The 15,536-nt window shown below is 61.3% G+C and carries 13 protein-coding genes and 1 pseudogene; 6 read left to right on the forward strand and 8 right to left on the reverse strand.

Annotated features, from left to right (window positions below; all coding sequences use genetic code 11):
* Positions 1 to 157 precede the first annotated feature (157 nt).
* Positions 158 to 1,729 carry a GGDEF domain-containing protein gene (locus LDZ21_RS23365; RefSeq protein ID WP_244797041.1) on the forward strand — a complete coding sequence of 524 codons (1,572 nt, stop codon included), beginning with the start codon at positions 158 to 160 and terminating at the stop codon, positions 1,727 to 1,729.
* A gap of 26 nt (positions 1,730 to 1,755) precedes the next feature.
* Here LDZ21_RS23365 and LDZ21_RS23370 read toward each other — a convergent pair whose 3' ends face one another.
* The 8 genes from LDZ21_RS23370 to LDZ21_RS23405 all read right to left on the reverse strand — a co-directional run bounded on the left by LDZ21_RS23370 (position 1,756) and on the right by LDZ21_RS23405 (position 11,120).
* The gene (locus tag LDZ21_RS23370) at positions 1,756 to 4,392 is read right to left on the reverse strand and encodes a hybrid sensor histidine kinase/response regulator (RefSeq protein ID WP_244797042.1); all 2,637 of its coding nucleotides are present in this window, start codon (positions 4,390 to 4,392) and stop codon (positions 1,756 to 1,758) included.
* Positions 4,393 to 4,655: 263 nt separating this feature from the next.
* On the reverse strand, positions 4,656 to 5,876 hold the full coding sequence (locus tag LDZ21_RS23375; RefSeq protein ID WP_244797043.1) for a glycoside hydrolase family 88 protein: 1,221 nt from the start codon (positions 5,874 to 5,876) through the stop codon (positions 4,656 to 4,658).
* Positions 5,877 to 5,991: 115 nt separating this feature from the next.
* Positions 5,992 to 6,888 carry a helix-turn-helix domain-containing protein gene (locus LDZ21_RS23380; RefSeq protein ID WP_035967299.1) on the reverse strand — a complete coding sequence of 299 codons (897 nt, stop codon included), beginning with the start codon at positions 6,886 to 6,888 and terminating at the stop codon, positions 5,992 to 5,994.
* A gap of 136 nt (positions 6,889 to 7,024) precedes the next feature.
* Complete coding sequence (locus LDZ21_RS23385; RefSeq protein WP_244797044.1) at positions 7,025 to 7,498, reverse strand: MaoC family dehydratase; 474 nt, start codon at positions 7,496 to 7,498, stop codon at positions 7,025 to 7,027.
* Complete coding sequence (locus LDZ21_RS23390; protein WP_244797045.1) at positions 7,495 to 8,694, reverse strand: CaiB/BaiF CoA transferase family protein; 1,200 nt, start codon at positions 8,692 to 8,694, stop codon at positions 7,495 to 7,497. The genes LDZ21_RS23385 and LDZ21_RS23390 overlap by 4 nt, the downstream gene beginning before the upstream one ends.
* Positions 8,695 to 8,717: 23 nt before the next feature.
* The gene (locus tag LDZ21_RS23395) at positions 8,718 to 9,881 is read right to left on the reverse strand and encodes an acyl-CoA dehydrogenase family protein (protein ID WP_244797046.1); all 1,164 of its coding nucleotides are present in this window, start codon (positions 9,879 to 9,881) and stop codon (positions 8,718 to 8,720) included.
* Positions 9,878 to 10,690 carry an enoyl-CoA hydratase/isomerase family protein gene (locus tag LDZ21_RS23400; protein WP_244797047.1) on the reverse strand — a complete coding sequence of 271 codons (813 nt, stop codon included), beginning with the start codon at positions 10,688 to 10,690 and terminating at the stop codon, positions 9,878 to 9,880. Before LDZ21_RS23400 ends, LDZ21_RS23395 begins: the two co-directional genes overlap by 4 nt.
* Before the next feature lie 4 nt (positions 10,691 to 10,694).
* Entirely contained in the window at positions 10,695 to 11,120 is a 426-nt protein-coding gene (locus LDZ21_RS23405) for a MaoC family dehydratase (protein ID WP_244797048.1), read from the reverse strand.
* Between the two features lie 309 nt (positions 11,121 to 11,429).
* Here LDZ21_RS23405 and LDZ21_RS23410 point away from each other — a divergent pair, with 309 nt between their 5' ends.
* From LDZ21_RS23410 to LDZ21_RS23430, 5 genes and pseudogenes are all read left to right on the forward strand, one after another.
* Positions 11,430 to 12,464, forward strand: a complete 1,035-nt coding sequence (locus LDZ21_RS23410; RefSeq protein ID WP_244797049.1) for a TRAP transporter substrate-binding protein — start codon at positions 11,430 to 11,432, stop codon at positions 12,462 to 12,464.
* Positions 12,465 to 12,514: 50 nt separating this feature from the next.
* Complete coding sequence (locus LDZ21_RS23415; RefSeq protein WP_244797050.1) at positions 12,515 to 13,048, forward strand: TRAP transporter small permease; 534 nt, start codon at positions 12,515 to 12,517, stop codon at positions 13,046 to 13,048.
* 10 nt (positions 13,049 to 13,058) lie between these two features.
* The gene (locus LDZ21_RS23420; protein ID WP_035967293.1) at positions 13,059 to 14,330 is read left to right on the forward strand and encodes a TRAP transporter large permease; all 1,272 of its coding nucleotides are present in this window, start codon (positions 13,059 to 13,061) and stop codon (positions 14,328 to 14,330) included.
* 367 nt (positions 14,331 to 14,697) lie between these two features.
* Positions 14,698 to 14,868: pseudogene (locus tag LDZ21_RS23425) on the forward strand (MFS transporter); the annotation flags it as partial.
* Between the two features lie 116 nt (positions 14,869 to 14,984).
* Entirely contained in the window at positions 14,985 to 15,530 is a 546-nt protein-coding gene (locus LDZ21_RS23430; protein ID WP_244797051.1) for a GAF domain-containing protein, read from the forward strand.
* Positions 15,531 to 15,536 lie beyond the last annotated feature (6 nt).

Raw genomic sequence — 15,536 nt, forward strand, 5'->3', positions numbered from 1 at the left:
CGCGGCGCACGTTGAATCGGCCTCTCCAGCATGGCTTCGATGAGCAAGCCCAGCGACCCAGCCAGCCTTCAGAAACCCTCACCCATGCCGTAATCCGTAATGTTGCGGGGAACGTTCCGCCCGCTGGCCCTTTTCCCCTCTGCAAACGCCCCGCCCGATGCGACGTTTCGATACCAGTTTCCCGTCGCTTCCCTTAGGGCACTTCGGCCGCCTGGTCGCCCGCAAGCCGATGCTCGCAGGCGCGACCGGCACGGCAATCAGCGCGTGCGTGCTCATCCTGACATTGACAGTCCTTGCGATGGGACGACAACAAGAGCTGGACCGCGCTGCCGCCAGTTCGATGAACGTCGCCGTCACCTTGAGCCGCGAGATCGCGCGAAACGTCGAGCTGTACGACCTTTCGCTCGACGCAGTAGCCGAAGGGGCAGCAGACAGTCGCATCCAGTCGCTTCCGAAAGACCTGCGGCACAGGGTCCTCTTCGATCGTTCAACGACGGCTCGATACGTGAGCGGCGTGTTCGTAATCGATCGCGAGGGAAATTTCGAAGAAGCACGAGACGAAAGTGCCGTGCACGCCAACGTCGCAGATCGCGATTACTTCGTCGCGCAGATCCCTCGCGGCCAGCAAGGCGTGTTCATATCGCGGCCGTACCAGTCACGAGCGCGCGGTGGCGCATCTTCTATCGCGCTCAGTCGCCGCATCACGCTGTCCGATGGCTCTTTCGGCGGGATCGCATTGCTCGCCGTCAACACCGACTACTTTCAGTCCATGATGCAAGCCCTCGCAGTCGGTCCGCACGGCGCATCGTTGATCCTGCAAAAAGACGGTACTGTCGTTGCCCGGAACCCCCGGCTCAAAGCCGGTGAACCAAGCAGCGTCGCGCATTCGCCCACGTTCAAGCAAATGCTGGCAACTGAACAGGGCTTCTACATCGCGCGCTCGCCTGTCGATGGCCTGTCTCGCCTGTATTCATTCGCACAAGTGCCCGACACGAATCTCATCGCCGTCGTCGCGCCTTCGTATGACGACGTTCTATCGGGCTGGCGTCACCGGTCCACCATCATCGGGGCGTTAGCACTTGTTTTGAGCACCGCGTTCACTTACGTCGTGTGGGCGCTCGCTTTCGGCCTGCGTTACCGGATAGCACTGCAAGCGCATGTGACTCACGTCGCTCACACCGACGCGGTGACACAACTGTCGAACCGAGGTTCGCTCGAAACGTCGCTGCGACGCGTGTGGAACGAATGCAGCGCCGCCAATGTGCCCATGTCCCTGCTGTTCGTCGACGCAGACCGGTTCAAGGCCTACAACGACAAATTCGGCCACGCAGCCGGCGATGCGGCGCTACGACTGATCGCAGACTGCCTGAAGGCGCAAACGAGGTCGGACATCGACGTCGTCGCGCGTTACGGCGGAGAAGAGTTCGTCATCGTGCTTCCCGCTGCTGGGCTTTCTGACGCGGTCCGGGTCGGCGAGAGCATACGTGCTTGCATCCAGTCCGGTTCGCAGGGGAGAGAGCACAGCGGCGTGCATCCCGTGACGGTGAGCGTCGGATGCAGCGTGATCATGCCAAGTAGCGGCGCAACGACGGCGACGGCCTTGCTCGCGGCCGATCGAGCCGTCTATGCAGCAAAACGGCGCGGTCGCAATCAGGTGAGCGCAGCGACAGCGGCCATGTACGAGCCGACGCCTCGTCAGGAGTCACTGGCCGGAACGGAAACTCACTGAGCGCAAGTGACGATGCCATATCCCGCCTAGATATCGTCTCTGGAGTCGCACGTCGCCAGCAGACTGAGCAACGCATCGATGTCGACTGGCTTGACGAAGTGATGATCGAAGCCAGCTGCCTGGGCTTTCAGCCGGTCCTCCGCCTGCCCATAGCCTGTGATTGCAACGAGGACAGGAGACTTGTGTCCCTTGGCGCGCAAATGCTTCGCGAGCTCATACCCGTTCATCCCGGGCAAGCCAATGTCCAGCAGTGCGACGTCAGCACCAAACGCCACGTATTGTTCCAGGGCTTCGTTGGGCCCATAACAGGCGCGCGTCACATGGCCCTCTGACTGGCAAACAAGTGACAAGGAATCGGCCGCATCGCGGTTGTCATCGACGATCAGGATGCGGAGACCGTTTCGCGCCGGTCGCAAGGGCATCTGCCCGACGATAGTGGGAACGACATCGTCCGGCGAATTCAAGCGCGGAAACGACATGGTGACCGTTGTCCCGCATCCGGGCCCCTGGCTTTCGATACGAATCGAGCCTTCATGCATTTCGACCAGTTTGCGCACCAGAGACAGTCCAATGCCCAGTCCTCCTTTGGAACGATCGAGCGTGCGTTCGCCTTGCGAGAACAAATCGAAAATTCGCGGCAGTAAGTCGGCGGCAATGCCAGCGCCGGTATCTTCAACGACGATATGAACTTGCGCAGCGTCCGCCGTCACGCACACACGAATCTCGCCGCCCGCAGGCGTGTATTTGCACGCGTTGTGCAGGACGTTGATCACGATTTGCGCCATGCGCGTGGTGTCACCGCATACCCAGACGGTCTCCCTCGGAACATCGATGGTCATCGTGTGCTTGTTCTCGTCGACCTGTTGAGCGACCGACTCCGCGGCGCCGTAGACGACCCCGCCTATCAGAAGCGGCTCGCGCTGCAGAACTATGCGGCCCTGCGTGATGCGCGACACTTCCAGCAGGTCGTCCACGAGCCGTGTCATGTGTGAAATCTGGCGCTCCATCGAAGCGATGAGCGGCTCAGGGTCGCCCGCCGATGCCCCGCGACGAAGCAGGCTCACCACGGTTCTCAGCGGTGCGAGCGGATTCCTGAGTTCATGCGCGAGCATCGCGAGGAACTCGTCTTTTCGCTTGTCAGCATCACGCAACGCGATTTCCATGCGCTTGCGCTCGCTGACATCCGAGAGACTGGCGACGATGACGTCGGCGCGGCCGTCTTGTCCGCGCTGCATCACTGCACTGCCGTGCATCCAGTGTTCTTCTCCAGACAGATGAATTCGCACTTCGAAATGAATCGCGTTTTTGCGGCTCGCCCGCAGTTGTCGAATACCGTCCTCGAGCATGGCGCGGTCATCGGTATGAACGCGGGCCATCGCTTCGTCATACGTGAGCGTGGTCGCTGTGGTCGAACGCGGATTCAAAGGCGCGCTCGTACTGGCGCCTTCAATGGAGAAGAGGTACTTGTCGAGATCCAGCGTGACAATGATGATGCTCGCCGCTTCCATCGCCACCGCGAGCCGGAGATTGCGCGCCTCACTGATCGCCTGGGCGTGCCGTTGTTCTGTCACGTCGATGGTCGTTCCAAACCATTCGTGCAGGCCGCCGCGTTCGTCGCACAGGGGTACGGCTCTCGCGAGCATTATTCTGTACGCGCCGTCGGCTCTCCGCATGCGGAAGGTGGCGTCACGAACGCCCAGCTCACGCAGCGCCTCACCCCATTTGGCACTTAGCTCGGCCTTGTCATCCGGATGAACGAGTTCCATCCATGCATGTCCAACCAGCCGCTCCGGCGGCAAACCGGTGAAAGCTTCCCAGTCTCCGTCGATGGGTTGCATCTCGCCATCGCGATTAGCCGACCACACGAGCGCTCCCGACGAGCGCGCCAATTCGCGGTAACGGCGCTCGCTTAGCGTAAGGCTCGCCGCCGCAGCACGAATCTCTGACACATCGGAGGTGATGCCGAACACGTGCTGTGCTCCGGTGTGGGCTTGCCGTGTAACGTGCGCCCGCATTCGCAGCCAGCGAACTGTCCCGCTGCACGGCGAGACGGGGAACTCAAGCTCAAAGGGGCCGCCTTTAGCGAGGGCGTCATCGATCAAGACGAGAAACCGCTGCCGGTCCTCCGGGGGCACCTTGTCCCAAAGCAAGCGAAGCGGCACCCTTACAGGGTCACCTTCAATGCCATACAGCCGGGCGAGAACGGGCGTTATCCAGGCGACTCCGGCTTCGAGGTCCCATTCCCATGCCCCGAGGTCCGCCGCCTCGAACGCAGACAGAAGACGCGCCTCGTTCTCTGCTTGAACTTCGGCGGCGTGCTTGCATTCGTGGACATCGACACCAATCACCGTGAACGCCGGCGCGCGGTTCTCGACGCACTGCAGGCACAGCCGATGCCACATAGGTTCGCCGTCCAGTCGAAGCAGTCTCGCGTAGACGGCGTGCTCAGGGCAGGCCGGGCCGAGCGACGCGATGGCGTGGTCGAGTGCGGGAACATCGGCGGGACAAATGAGTTGTCGCAAAGGCACGGCGTCGGCGTGAGCAGCGGGGCCGAAGTAACGCCGCGCGCCTTCGTTCTGGTGCGTCACAGCGCCGTCCTGGTCAACCGTCAGCAGCAGTACGGACAAAGAATCGACAGTGATGGCTTTACGCTGAAGGTCCATATCCGATGGGCACCCGCTGTAGATAGCGTTATTTGAATGAAGCAAGGCTTCCTCAGCATAGCGCAATCCCAAGCAGGTTCGCGGGTCGGGTGGAGTCGTCGTCGGGTGAATGATCCTCGGGGCTATTGCGCTTGGAGCGAATACTTAAGAGCCGAAATGGATCACCAGGTTGGTAGGTGAATCTCGAGCTATCGAAAGGCTTGAGCACAAAAAAAAAGCCGGCATCGTGCGATGCCGGCTTTGTTCAAAAGAAACCGAGTGCGTCAGGCAAGCGGAATACGCGCATCGTCGAGCGGGCGCAGCTTGCCCGGATGCACCGCGCGGCAAAGCGCCTCGACGAAGAAGAAGTCGCCAAACATGGTTGCCCCGTCCACGCCGATATTGTGCGGCTTCGAATAGCACGAGTTATGAAGCAGGCCATGCTGGCCTTCCTTCGTGAACTCATCGCGACACAACGCTTCGAGCATCGCGGCGCCATGACGCTGCCACTTCGCGGCGGCTTGCGCATCGGGATGCAGCCGCGCCATTTCAAAGAGCGCCGATGCGACCACCGCAGCCGCAGCCGTGTCCTTGATCTCGGCGTCGCGGCCTGTGGCGTCGAAGTCCCAGGGCGGCACCTGCCGGCCATTGAGGCGACGCATGTAGTAGTCGGCAAGCCGTTCCGCCAGATCGAGATACACGCGCTTGCCCGTCTCGCGCGCAGAGTTGACGTATCCGTAGATCGCCCAGGCCTGGCCACGGCTCCACGCGGACTCGTCGAAAGCGCCCTGGAACGTGTAGCCGCGTTTGCGTGCGCCGCTCTCAACATCGTATTCGACGGCGTGATACGTCGAGTCGTCGGCGCGCACGAAGGCACGCGCGGTCATCTCGGCGTGGGCGTCGGCGGCTTGCCGGTAGCTGCCGTCATCGGCATGATTCGCGGCCCAGTACAGCAGCGACAGATTCGCCATCGTATCGATAGCGGATGCGCTGCGGCCACGCGGATCGGAGAGCGGTCCCCATGACGCGAGGTACGCGCCGTCGCGTGTCGTCACGAGCCTCGCGCGCAGCTTGTCGGCCGCTTCGAGCGCGATGCTCGCGAACCATTCGTCGCCCGTGATGTGATGGCCCGGTATCGCGCTGCTGTCGAAGATGAAGCCGATGTCGTGCGTGTTCGGATCCTGTGCGCGCTGCGCGACCAGCAGCATGCGGGCACGCGCCCATTCGAGGAATCGTGCCTCGCCGGTATGCACGTAGGATGTCAGCAAAAGCCCGACCCAGAAGCCGCAAAACCAGTTGCCGTGGCTCCAGGCGTCGCCGTCGTAGCCTGCCGAAAGCGAGGCAGGCAGGCGCACCCATTCGCCATCGGGACCCGTCACTTGCGGGAATTCAACGCCGAAGCTCAGTTCGTCGTTGGCCACCTTCCGTGCGGTCTTATCGAGCGTTTCGCTAAAAAGCCTGATCTGTTCTGCGTGCAGCGCCAGCGGATTCGTTGCGTTCGACACGTTGTCTCCTTGAGTTCGTCATGCGCAAGTCGATTCTAAGAACCGCTCATGCGACGGCGTTAGGATGAAACGCGTGAACTGTTGGACATTTCCGCGCTGAAGCGCCAGCGACAAATCAGATATGCAGTTTCTCGAGGCTGCGCCGGTAGTCGATCGGCGAGCGGCCCGTGTGTTTGCGAAAGCAGCGGCTGAAATAGGCCGGGTCGTCGAAGGACAGCATCGCCGCGATCTCGGCGACATTTACTTCGGAGTGCAACAGTAATCGCTTGGCCTCCAGCATCACGCGCTCGCGGATGAGTTTAGGCGCAGTGCTGCCGAGCGCCTGACGGGTTGCCTCGTTGAGCGCGCGCTCGGTGACGTTGAGCAGGCGAGCGTAATCCGCCGCTTCGTTGACGGAGCGGAAATGCTTTTCGAGCAGGCTCTTGAAGCGGCGCGACAGCAGCACGCTGCGCGACGCAGCGGCGTCGCGCATGGCGGCGGCATCGCACATGCGCGCAACCTTGATGAGAAACACATGCAGCCAAGCCCAGATTGCGTCGGTGTAACCGACCTCTTCATTCCGGTACTCTTCGCGGATCCCGTCCATCACGCGCATCAGTTCGCGGACCTGAGCATCGCTCAGATGGAGGCAGGCGTCGAGCTGTTCGAAATTGTAGGCGGGAACTTCGGTTTCGGTATGGCGGTTCTGCACTCTAAACGCGAAGAACTCGGATGAAAAGCTGATCGAATAGCCGAGGGTGTCGGCGGACAGGTCCAGATCGTGGATCTGTCCCGGCGTCATGAAATAGAGCGTATGCGGGCGCACGTCATAGCGCACCGAATCGATCACGTGCGAGCCGCTTCCTTCGATTACCCACATCACGTGATAGAAGTCGTGGCGATGCGGATATACCAGCGTCGATTTCAGCGCTTCGATGGGTGCGAGATGGAAGTCCCGTGTCTTGACGTGCGCGCCGTATTCGTAATCGTCGATCTTGATGACCGGGACGTGGCAGCAACATGCGGTATCCAACTGTCTCCTCCTCGTCGGTGGCGCTCTGTCGTGGCGCCTGCCAGCGGTCCGGCGATTCTCGGACCCATGTAGGAGTGTAGCCGTGCATGGGCCCTCGACGTTACTGGCATTTACACCGTGAAAGCGCGGCGCAAACTCATGCGGCGAGATTGCGCGCCATCATCGCTTCGTCGAAACGCAGTTCCTTCAGTGCGGAAAGCCCGCTCAGCACCACGCGCCCATGCTGATTTCGAACGGTCGTATCCATGACGAGAATGTGCTTGGCCGGCTTCTTCTCGACGACGCAAACGTTGATCGTGACCGTATCGCCGATATAAACCGGCCCCAGGAAGCGCAATTCCTGTCCGACATACGCGAAGCCCGGCCCCGTGAGTTGCGTATGCGCCGCCGACACGAGCGCCGCCGTCAGCAGCCCATGCACGACGCGCCGGCCGAAAGGCGAGCACTCGGCGAATGCGTCTTCCATGTGCAGCGGGTTCAGGTCGCCCGAGAGATGCGCGAACGCGTTGACTTCAGCTTCGGAAATAGTGTGCACGATCACCTGCGTGCGGCCGATATCGACATCGTCGAAGCGCAGGAGCGCGGGCCAGTTGTTCGTTTGTGCGCTCACGCTTGTCTCCTCGATGTCAATGCGATGCCGCCTTCGACATAGGCGTCGATCTCTTGCGGCGTATAACCCAGTTCCGCGAGCACTTCGCGGGTATGTTGTCCCTGTTTCGGCGGATGGCGACGCAGACCCGGCGCTTCCCCGTCATAGCGCACCGGATGCGCAAGCACGCGCACGGGGCCGGCTTCGTCATGATCGAACGACATGATCATCTGGTTGTGCGCCACTTGCGGATCATGCTCGACCTGCTCATAGTCGTTGACCGGCGAGAACCAGATGTCGTGTTCCTCGAAGGTACGCATCCACTCTTCGGTTGTGCGCGTCTTGAGCGTGTCATAGACAAGCCGATTGATTTCGTCGCGACGCAGCACGTTGTCCTTCGGATGTGTGAACTCCGCAAGCGCCGGACACGACAACGCCCCCGCGAGCTTTTGCGTCGGCGTGAGCGACATCGCAATGTAGCCATCGCGCGTCTTGTAGACACCGTAGGGCGCCGGATGGAAGCGGCTGCCCGTCGGCGGATGCGTGCGCGCCCACAGCGGCCCCTTGTTCATGTAGTAGGTGAACGGCTCGATCTGAAGGTCGAGCGCTGCATTCAGCAGATTGCTTTCGATGCGCGCGCCTACGCCCGTGCGCTCGCGCGCCTGCAACGCAGCGACGACGCCGAACGCGGCGAGCGCGGCGGCGTGCTGATCGACGATTGCGGAGCCGACCGGCGTCGGCGGCGATTCGGCATCGCCGGAAAGCAGCGTCATGCCGCTCATCGCCTGCAACAACAAGTCCTGACCGGGGCGTTTCAAATACGGTCCGGACGATCCGTAACCGGTGCATGAGCAATAGACGAGACGCGGATTGACTTCGTGCACCTGCGCATAACCGAAGCCCATCTTGTCCAGCACGCCGGGACGATAGTTCTCGACGATCACATCGGCTTCGCGAATCAGACGCCACACGATCTCTCGCGCCGCTTCTTCACGCAGATCGAGTGAGATGCTGCGCTGGTTGCGGTTGCCGAGCAGAAAGAAGACGCTCACGCCTTCGATGAACGCATCCGCGCCGGTCCAGCTGCGTTCGAATGCGCCGCCGGGAGGTTCGATCTTGATGACGTCCGCACCGACATCGGCGAGCATCTGAACGGCGGCGGGGCCTTGCAAAAAGTGGGTGAAACTCAGTACCTTGATGCCTTCCAGCATATTCATTCCCCCTCGGTTGCAGCGATCGTTCACGCCAGCAGCGTGCGCGCGATGATCATGCGTTGTATTTCCGATGTGCCTTCGACGATCTCCAGCACCTTCGCGTCGCCGAACGCGCGGGCGACTGCGAACTCGGCCATCACGCCGTAGCCGCCATGAATCTGCACCGCCTGATGCGCGGCCTTCATCGCGTGTTCGCTCGCAAATAGCTTGGCTTGCGACGCCACTGCGTCGAAGGGCGCGCCTGCATCCTTGAGCGCCGCGGCGTCGTAGAGCATGAGGCGCGCGGCATGGGCATCGGTCGCCATGTCGGCGATCTTGAACTGAAGGCCCTGGAACTCTGCGATCGCGCGCCCGAACGCGCGGCGCTCCTTCATGTAGGCGATGGAACGATCCAGTGATCCCTGCAGAATCCCGAGCGCGAGCGCACCAATGAGAATGCGCCCCGTGCTGATCTGCGCGAGCGTCTGGCGCAATCCCGCGCCGCGTTCGCCGAGCAGGTGGTCCGCAGGAATCGCGCATCGCTCGAAGAACAGTTCGTGCGTGATCGACGCGCGCCAGCCGATCTTGCGCAGCTTGCGGCCTTTGCTGAAGCCAGGTAGGCCCTGCGGCACGATGAAGCTGGAGATCTCCTTGCGGCCGTCGGGTCGCGTGCCCGTCACCGCCGCGATCACCGTTGGCCCGCCGATTTCCGTGCCCGAGTTACTGATGAACGTCTTTGCGCCATCGATGATCCATCGGTCGCCATCCAAAGTCGCGCGTGTGCCGATGTTCGCGGCGTCCGATCCGGCGTCGGGCTCGGACAGCCCGATCGAGCCGATCTGCGAGCCATCCAGGATAGGCCGCAGGAAGCGCTCCTTTTGCTCGGTCGTGCCGTAGTTGCTGAGCAGGCTCGCCACCGTCGAATTGGCCATCAGCGCATTGGCGACGGCGCAATCCACGCGGGCAAGTTCTTCCAGCACGATCACAAAGGATAGCCAGTCGCCACCGCCGCCGCCGAATCGTTCGGAGTAGGGCAGGCCAGTGAAGCCCAGCTCGCACGCCTGTCGCCAGAGCGTGTACGGAAAGGCTTCCTGTTCCCAGAGCGTCTCGGATTGCGGCGCGATTTCCTTTTCCGCGAAGCGTCGGACGGCTTCGCGGATCATCGTGTGCTGTTCGCCAAGCCAGTGCGGTTGATTGATCGAGTTCGTCATGGCGTGACCGGTGCAGGTTGGATTGGAGCAGCGTGCCGCGCGCCTCTTCGCTCGATGAATTGCCTGAGACCGGCGCGCGCGCCTTCGCTCGCAAAGTTCACGGTGTAATGCGCGGCTTCGAAATCGAGCCCTGCGGACAAGGGCAATTCATTCGCACGATTCAACGCGCGCTTGGCCATCTCGACCGCGAAGGGATCATATGAAGCGAGTGTGTTTGCAAGCGACTGAACGGCATCGAACAGCGCTTCGGGGGCGGCAAATTCGTGAATGAAGCCGAACGGCTCGCATTCCTGCGCGGAGAAGCGCCGGCCGCTCAACACAAAGCGCTTTGCGCATGCAAGTCCCATCTTGGCGACGGCGAGTTGCGTGCCGCCCCAGCCGGGCATCGTGTTGAGCGTGATCTCCGGGAATGCGAAGCTCGCATCCGTCGACGCCACGATGAAATCGCACGCGAGCGCCAGTTCGAAGCCGCCGCCGAGCGCATAGCCGTTGACCATCGCGATGGTCGGCTTCGCACACTCGTGCAGGCGCAGCAGCGCGCGCTGTCCGGCCACCATGTCGCGATAGGCAGCGACGCCATCCATTGAGACGAGCCGTTCGATATCGTTGCCGGCTGCGAACGCCTTCGGGCCGCTGCCAGTGATCGCAATGACGCGCGTGGAATCGTCGGCAAGCGCGTCTTCGATGCCTTTGTCGAGCGAGGCCAGCATTTCGGGTGTGAATGCGTTGAGCTTGTCGGCGCGATTGAGCGTCAATAGACGCAACGGGCCGTGCTGAGTGACGAGAACGGGAAGGGAAGATGTCTGCATGGCGTCACAGCACTTTCAGATAGGTGTTGCCCGACGCCACGACGACGCCATCCTGGCGTGTGACATCGGCGGTGAACACGCACACGTTGCGTTCTTCGTCCTTCTCCGCGAGCGTCAGACGCGCAGTCACGGTATCGCCTATGAACACCGGCGCATTGAAGGTGATGTCGTAGCGATACGAGACCGCGCCCGGACTCGGCGCCTTCTGCGCCATATAGCCCATGACCGTGGACAGGAAGCCGACCGACAAGCAGCCTTGCGCGATGCGCCTCTCGAAGCGCGTGCCTTTCGCGTATTCCTCGTTGAGATGCACGGCGTAAAAGTCGCCGACGATGCCGGCGAAACCATAGATGTCGTATTCGGATACGGTCTTGGCGAAGTCGGCGGTGTCGCCGATTGCATAGCAATCCATATGAGGACGTTTGGCCATGTCGTGAATTGTCGTGGTGAGTTGAGTCGATACGGCGGGATGCGTTCTCACACCGGGCCGTCAGCGTGAAGTCACTTTAAAGAGAGGCCCCATTCAACGGGTAGGACGGTTCGCGCGATCTTTTGGACTTTTTTGCAGCGCGTCGCGAGACTCGCATTCGCGCCGTTAAAAAGTCCAAGAAATCCGAAGCGCGGTCCTAACGCACCTTTCACGCGATCACAAATACTGGCGTCAACCCGCTGGCCTGCAATTGGAAATGTCCAAACGAGCCATGCGCGGGCCGGTGTCCATATCGAGCAAGGAGACAATATGAGTTCGCTTTCCAAAGCGCAGAGCATGCTGCGCGTGGCGATGAGCGCGGCGCTCGCCGTGATGTCCATCAGCGCATCGTCCGGCGTGATGGCGCAAGACAAGGTCGTGATGAAGCTCGGCCACACGCTGGCTCCCGATAACCACTATCAACTGACCGCGCAGGTGTTCGCCAAGGAAGTGGCGGCGCGAACGCATGGCCATGTCGAGATTCAGCTCTTTCCGCAATCGCAGCTCGGCGGCGAAGTGCAGATGGCGCAGGCGTTGCGCACGGGCACGCAGGAACTGATGATTTCGGCGCAGGCGCCCATCGACAATACGATCAAGCAGTGGCAGATCTTCGACATGCCGTATCTGTTCTCCAGCATGGACCAGGCGAATGGCGTGCTGCAAGGTCCGGTCGGGCGCAAGTATCTCGACATGATGAAGCCCGTGAACATGATCGGCCTCACGTGGCTCGCAGTGGGCGAACGCAACCTGTTCACGACCAAGCGCCCCGTGACTTCCCTCTCGGACATGAAGGACCTCAAGGTGCGTGTGATGCAAAGCCCCGGCTACATCGCGGGCTACAAGGCGCTAGGCGCGAATCCGACGCCGCTCGCCTACAACCAGTTGTTCCTCGCGCTCTCGCAAGGTCTCGTGGATGGCGCGGACACGTCGCCGGAACAGTTCGTTCAGGACAAGTTCTCCGATGTCGCCAAGCATTTCTACGTGACGCACGTGAACTATCTGCCGGTCGTGCTGGCGATGAGTAAGGCGTCGTGGGACAAGCTCTCGCCTGCTGATCAGAAGGCGTTTCAGGAGTCCGCGAAGATTGCAGCGGACTACGACCTGAAGGAATACAAGCATGAGTACGACGCTGCCATCACCGCGATGAAATCGAAGGGCATTCAGGTGACGATGGTCGATACCGCGCCGTGGGAGCAAGCCACCAAGGCCGCGCGCGATGAACTGATCGCGAAGATTCCCGACGGCCCGGCGCTCTATCAGGAGATCAACGCGGCCAAGCAAGCGTCGGCGGTGGCATCCAAATGACGGATGCGAACGACGGCCGTGGCTCCCACCTGGCATCGGAGATGACACGCATGGAAAAGCTCGCGCGCGGCTTGATGTTGGTCGACGACATCGTGCTGAAGATCAATCTGTTCATCTGTAGTTGCCTGCTGCTCGGGGCGGTGATCGTGGCCGGTCTCGGCGTGATCTTCCGCTTCGTGCTGCACGATTCTCTGTCGTGGTCCGATGAAGTCTCGGCCTATCTGTTCGTGTGGCTCACGTGCCTGGGCGCGGCAGCCGGCGTGAAGCTGCGCGCGCATCCGGAAGTGCGCGTGCTGGCTGATCGCGTGCCAGCTGCGTTCGCGCCGTTGCTCAAGGACTTCACCGACTGCGCGATTCTTGCGCTCGGCGCGGTGTTCGTGCTGTACGGCGCGGACATGCTCGCGCTGATGGGCACCGAGACGGCCGCATCGATTCCGATCTCGATGGTCTATCCGTATCTATCGATTCCCGTGTGCGGCGCGCTGCTCGCGTTTCACTCGCTGGTGCGCATCGTCGTATCGCATCTCGCACCGCAGGCACAGAGCAACGCCACGCTGGTCGAGGGCGTATCCGAACATCTCTAGGATAAATATCATGTGGGCAATCGCTTTTGGCGCAGGACTGCTCGGGCTGGGCGTGCCCGTTGCGATCTGCATCGGCATCGCAGCCACGCTCGCGCTGTCGCTGAACGGCACGCCGCTGCTGGTGATTCCTCAGCAGCTCTTCTCGAATCTGAACAACGTCGGCTTGCTCGCCATTCCGTTCTTCATGCTGACGGGCGCGATCATGGATTCGGGCGGCGTATCGAAGCGCATCATCGAGTTCTCGCAGGCGCTGGTCGGGTTCATGCGCGGCGGCATCGGTCAGGTGACGATCGTCGCGAGCATGTTCTTCGCGGACCTGTCCGGCTCGGCCACGGCCGATACCGCCGCGATCGGCTCGGTGATGATTCCGGGCATGGTGAAGAAGGGATACAACCGCGCCTTCGCGGTGGCGTTGCAATCGGCGGCGGGTTCGCTCGGGCTGCTATCGCCCGTGTCGATGAGCATGCTCGTGTATGCGTACACGGCCAACGTTTCGGTCGGCACGATGTTCATCGCCGGCATAATTCCGATGCTGCTGGTGGTCGCATCGTTCATGATCGTCAACTACGTGACCGCGGTAAGGCACGACTACAGCGCAGTCGAGCCGTTCGACGGGCGCAAGCTATGGACCACGTTCCGCGAGGCGTTCTGGGCGTTGCTCACGCCGATCATCATCCTGGGCGGAATTCTCGGCGGCATATTCACGCCGGTGGAAGCGGGCGTTGTTGCGGCGGTCTATGTGACGCTGGTGAGCGCGTTCATTTTCCGCACGCTGAAGCTCTCGCATTTCAAGGATATTCTGGTCCGCACTGCCGTGAACACCACGCGCGTGTCCTTCCTGCTTGGGCTCGCGTTCGTGCTCGGCCGTTATCTGATCGAAGCGCAGATTCCGCTTCATGTGGCGAACAGTTTTCTCGCCGTCACGACGAGCGCCATCGTGCTGTTGATTCTGATCAACCTGTTCTTGATCGTCGCGCACACCGTCCTCGAAACGATCTCCAGCATCGCGGTGGTCATTCCCGTGTTTCTGCCGCTGGTCGTGCAGATGCATATCGACCCCGTCGTGTTTGGCGTGATCGTGCTGATCAACTCGGCGATCGGCATCAACCTGCCGCCGATCGGCTTCTGTCTGTTCACGGCGGCGTCGATCGGCGGGGTATCGGTGGAGAAGGCGACACGCGCGATCATGCCATTCATCCTCGCGCTGGTGATCGACCTGCTGCTGATCATTTTCTTCCCGCATATTCCGCAGTTTCTGCCGCATTTGCTGGGGGCGAAGTGAGGGGTTTGAGTTTTCGGAAACGCGCGGGCTGGGCAGTGACTCGCGCCTGCTCGCGTGACTTCGGCTTATACGTGCGATGGCCGAGTGCGAGGCCCATCTCATACGCTTGCGATGGCTGAAGGTTCAGCCGTCGCTTTTTTGTTCTTGAGCCCACGCGTGGACAACGGATGGGGCGATTACGCGCTCAGCAATGCCATCAAGTACCTGGCGCCGATATTCGGCGGCTTCCGTGTTTCGGCACTGTTCAGCCTCGGAGGCGCGTCGCCTGAGAAAGCCGTCAGCGCAAATCCGCACTTGACGCTGGATTTTGGATACAAGATATTGTTGGCATGCGCCGTATTCCTCGCGGCACCCTCAGGAGTTCCGTATGTCTCCGATTGCAGCGCGGCTCGAGCGTCTCCCGTTCAGCCGCTTCCACTTCAAGCTACTCATCATGGGTGGCCTGGGGTTCATCTTCGAGGCCATCGACGCCGCGATCATCGCCTTCATTCTTCCTGTCGTCCGGACGAAGTGGCATCTAACGAGCGTCGAAACCGGCACCTCGGCGTGTCGACGAGCGGCAAGACGCTCGAAGAAATTACGGCTGAAGAGTACGGCGACGGTAGCTCCGGTGCGACCGCCGCCAATCTGAAAACGGCAAAGTAAGGGATACGTATGAAGCCAGATCAGAGATTGGCGGAACTGTCGGCGATCAAGCGCGTTGCTGGGACACTGCAGGCAGGTTGGTCGAATCAGGCGTTCTGGAGCGAACTCGAACGGTCTCTGACTGAAGTATACGGTCAAAGACTCTTCACGGTGCTGGCCTACGACGCTGATTCGCGTCGGCTCTGCCGGCCGTATAGCAATCGGCTCGACACCAATCCAATAGGCGGCATCAAGCGAGTGACTCAGAGCCGTTGGACGCAGCAGGTTCTTCAACGCGGCGAGATTCTGACTGGCTCGACGCGCGAGGACATCAAATCGGTGTTCTCGGAGTATGGGGTTTTGTGGTCGATCGGCTGTGAGAGCGTGATGAACATTCCTGTGCGCAGGCGGGGCGTAACGGTAGGGACGCTCAATCTCCTTGATGCCGCCGGCAAGTACGACCATGCCGACCAGGAACTCGCGCTGGTCTTTGGACAACTCGCAGCTTCGACCCTCGAAGAAGAAGCGGCACGTCTGCGCGGCATGCCGGACCCCGAATTCATGGAGCAAGTGTGAGGGTAG

Origin of the sequence: Caballeronia grimmiae (assembly GCF_022879615.1) — a bacterium.
In the GTDB taxonomy this organism is placed as follows: domain Bacteria; phylum Pseudomonadota; class Gammaproteobacteria; order Burkholderiales; family Burkholderiaceae; genus Caballeronia; species Caballeronia grimmiae.

Coding starts and splice junctions, on each gene's coding strand:
- LDZ21_RS23430 (WP_244797051.1), top strand. CDS start 14,985: ATGAAGCCAGATCAGAGATTGGCGGAACTGTCGGCGATCAAGCGCGTT.
- LDZ21_RS23410 (WP_244797049.1), top strand. CDS start 11,430: ATGAGTTCGCTTTCCAAAGCGCAGAGCATGCTGCGCGTGGCGATGAGC.
- LDZ21_RS23390 (WP_244797045.1), bottom strand. CDS start 8,694: ATGAATATGCTGGAAGGCATCAAGGTACTGAGTTTCACCCACTTTTTG.
- LDZ21_RS23365 (WP_244797041.1), top strand. CDS start 158: ATGCGACGTTTCGATACCAGTTTCCCGTCGCTTCCCTTAGGGCACTTC.
- LDZ21_RS23395 (WP_244797046.1), bottom strand. CDS start 9,881: ATGACGAACTCGATCAATCAACCGCACTGGCTTGGCGAACAGCACACG.
- LDZ21_RS23400 (WP_244797047.1), bottom strand. CDS start 10,690: ATGCAGACATCTTCCCTTCCCGTTCTCGTCACTCAGCACGGCCCGTTG.
- LDZ21_RS23420 (WP_035967293.1), top strand. CDS start 13,059: ATGTGGGCAATCGCTTTTGGCGCAGGACTGCTCGGGCTGGGCGTGCCC.
- LDZ21_RS23415 (WP_244797050.1), top strand. CDS start 12,515: ATGGAAAAGCTCGCGCGCGGCTTGATGTTGGTCGACGACATCGTGCTG.
- LDZ21_RS23370 (WP_244797042.1), bottom strand. CDS start 4,392: ATGGACCTTCAGCGTAAAGCCATCACTGTCGATTCTTTGTCCGTACTG.
- LDZ21_RS23405 (WP_244797048.1), bottom strand. CDS start 11,120: ATGGCCAAACGTCCTCATATGGATTGCTATGCAATCGGCGACACCGCC.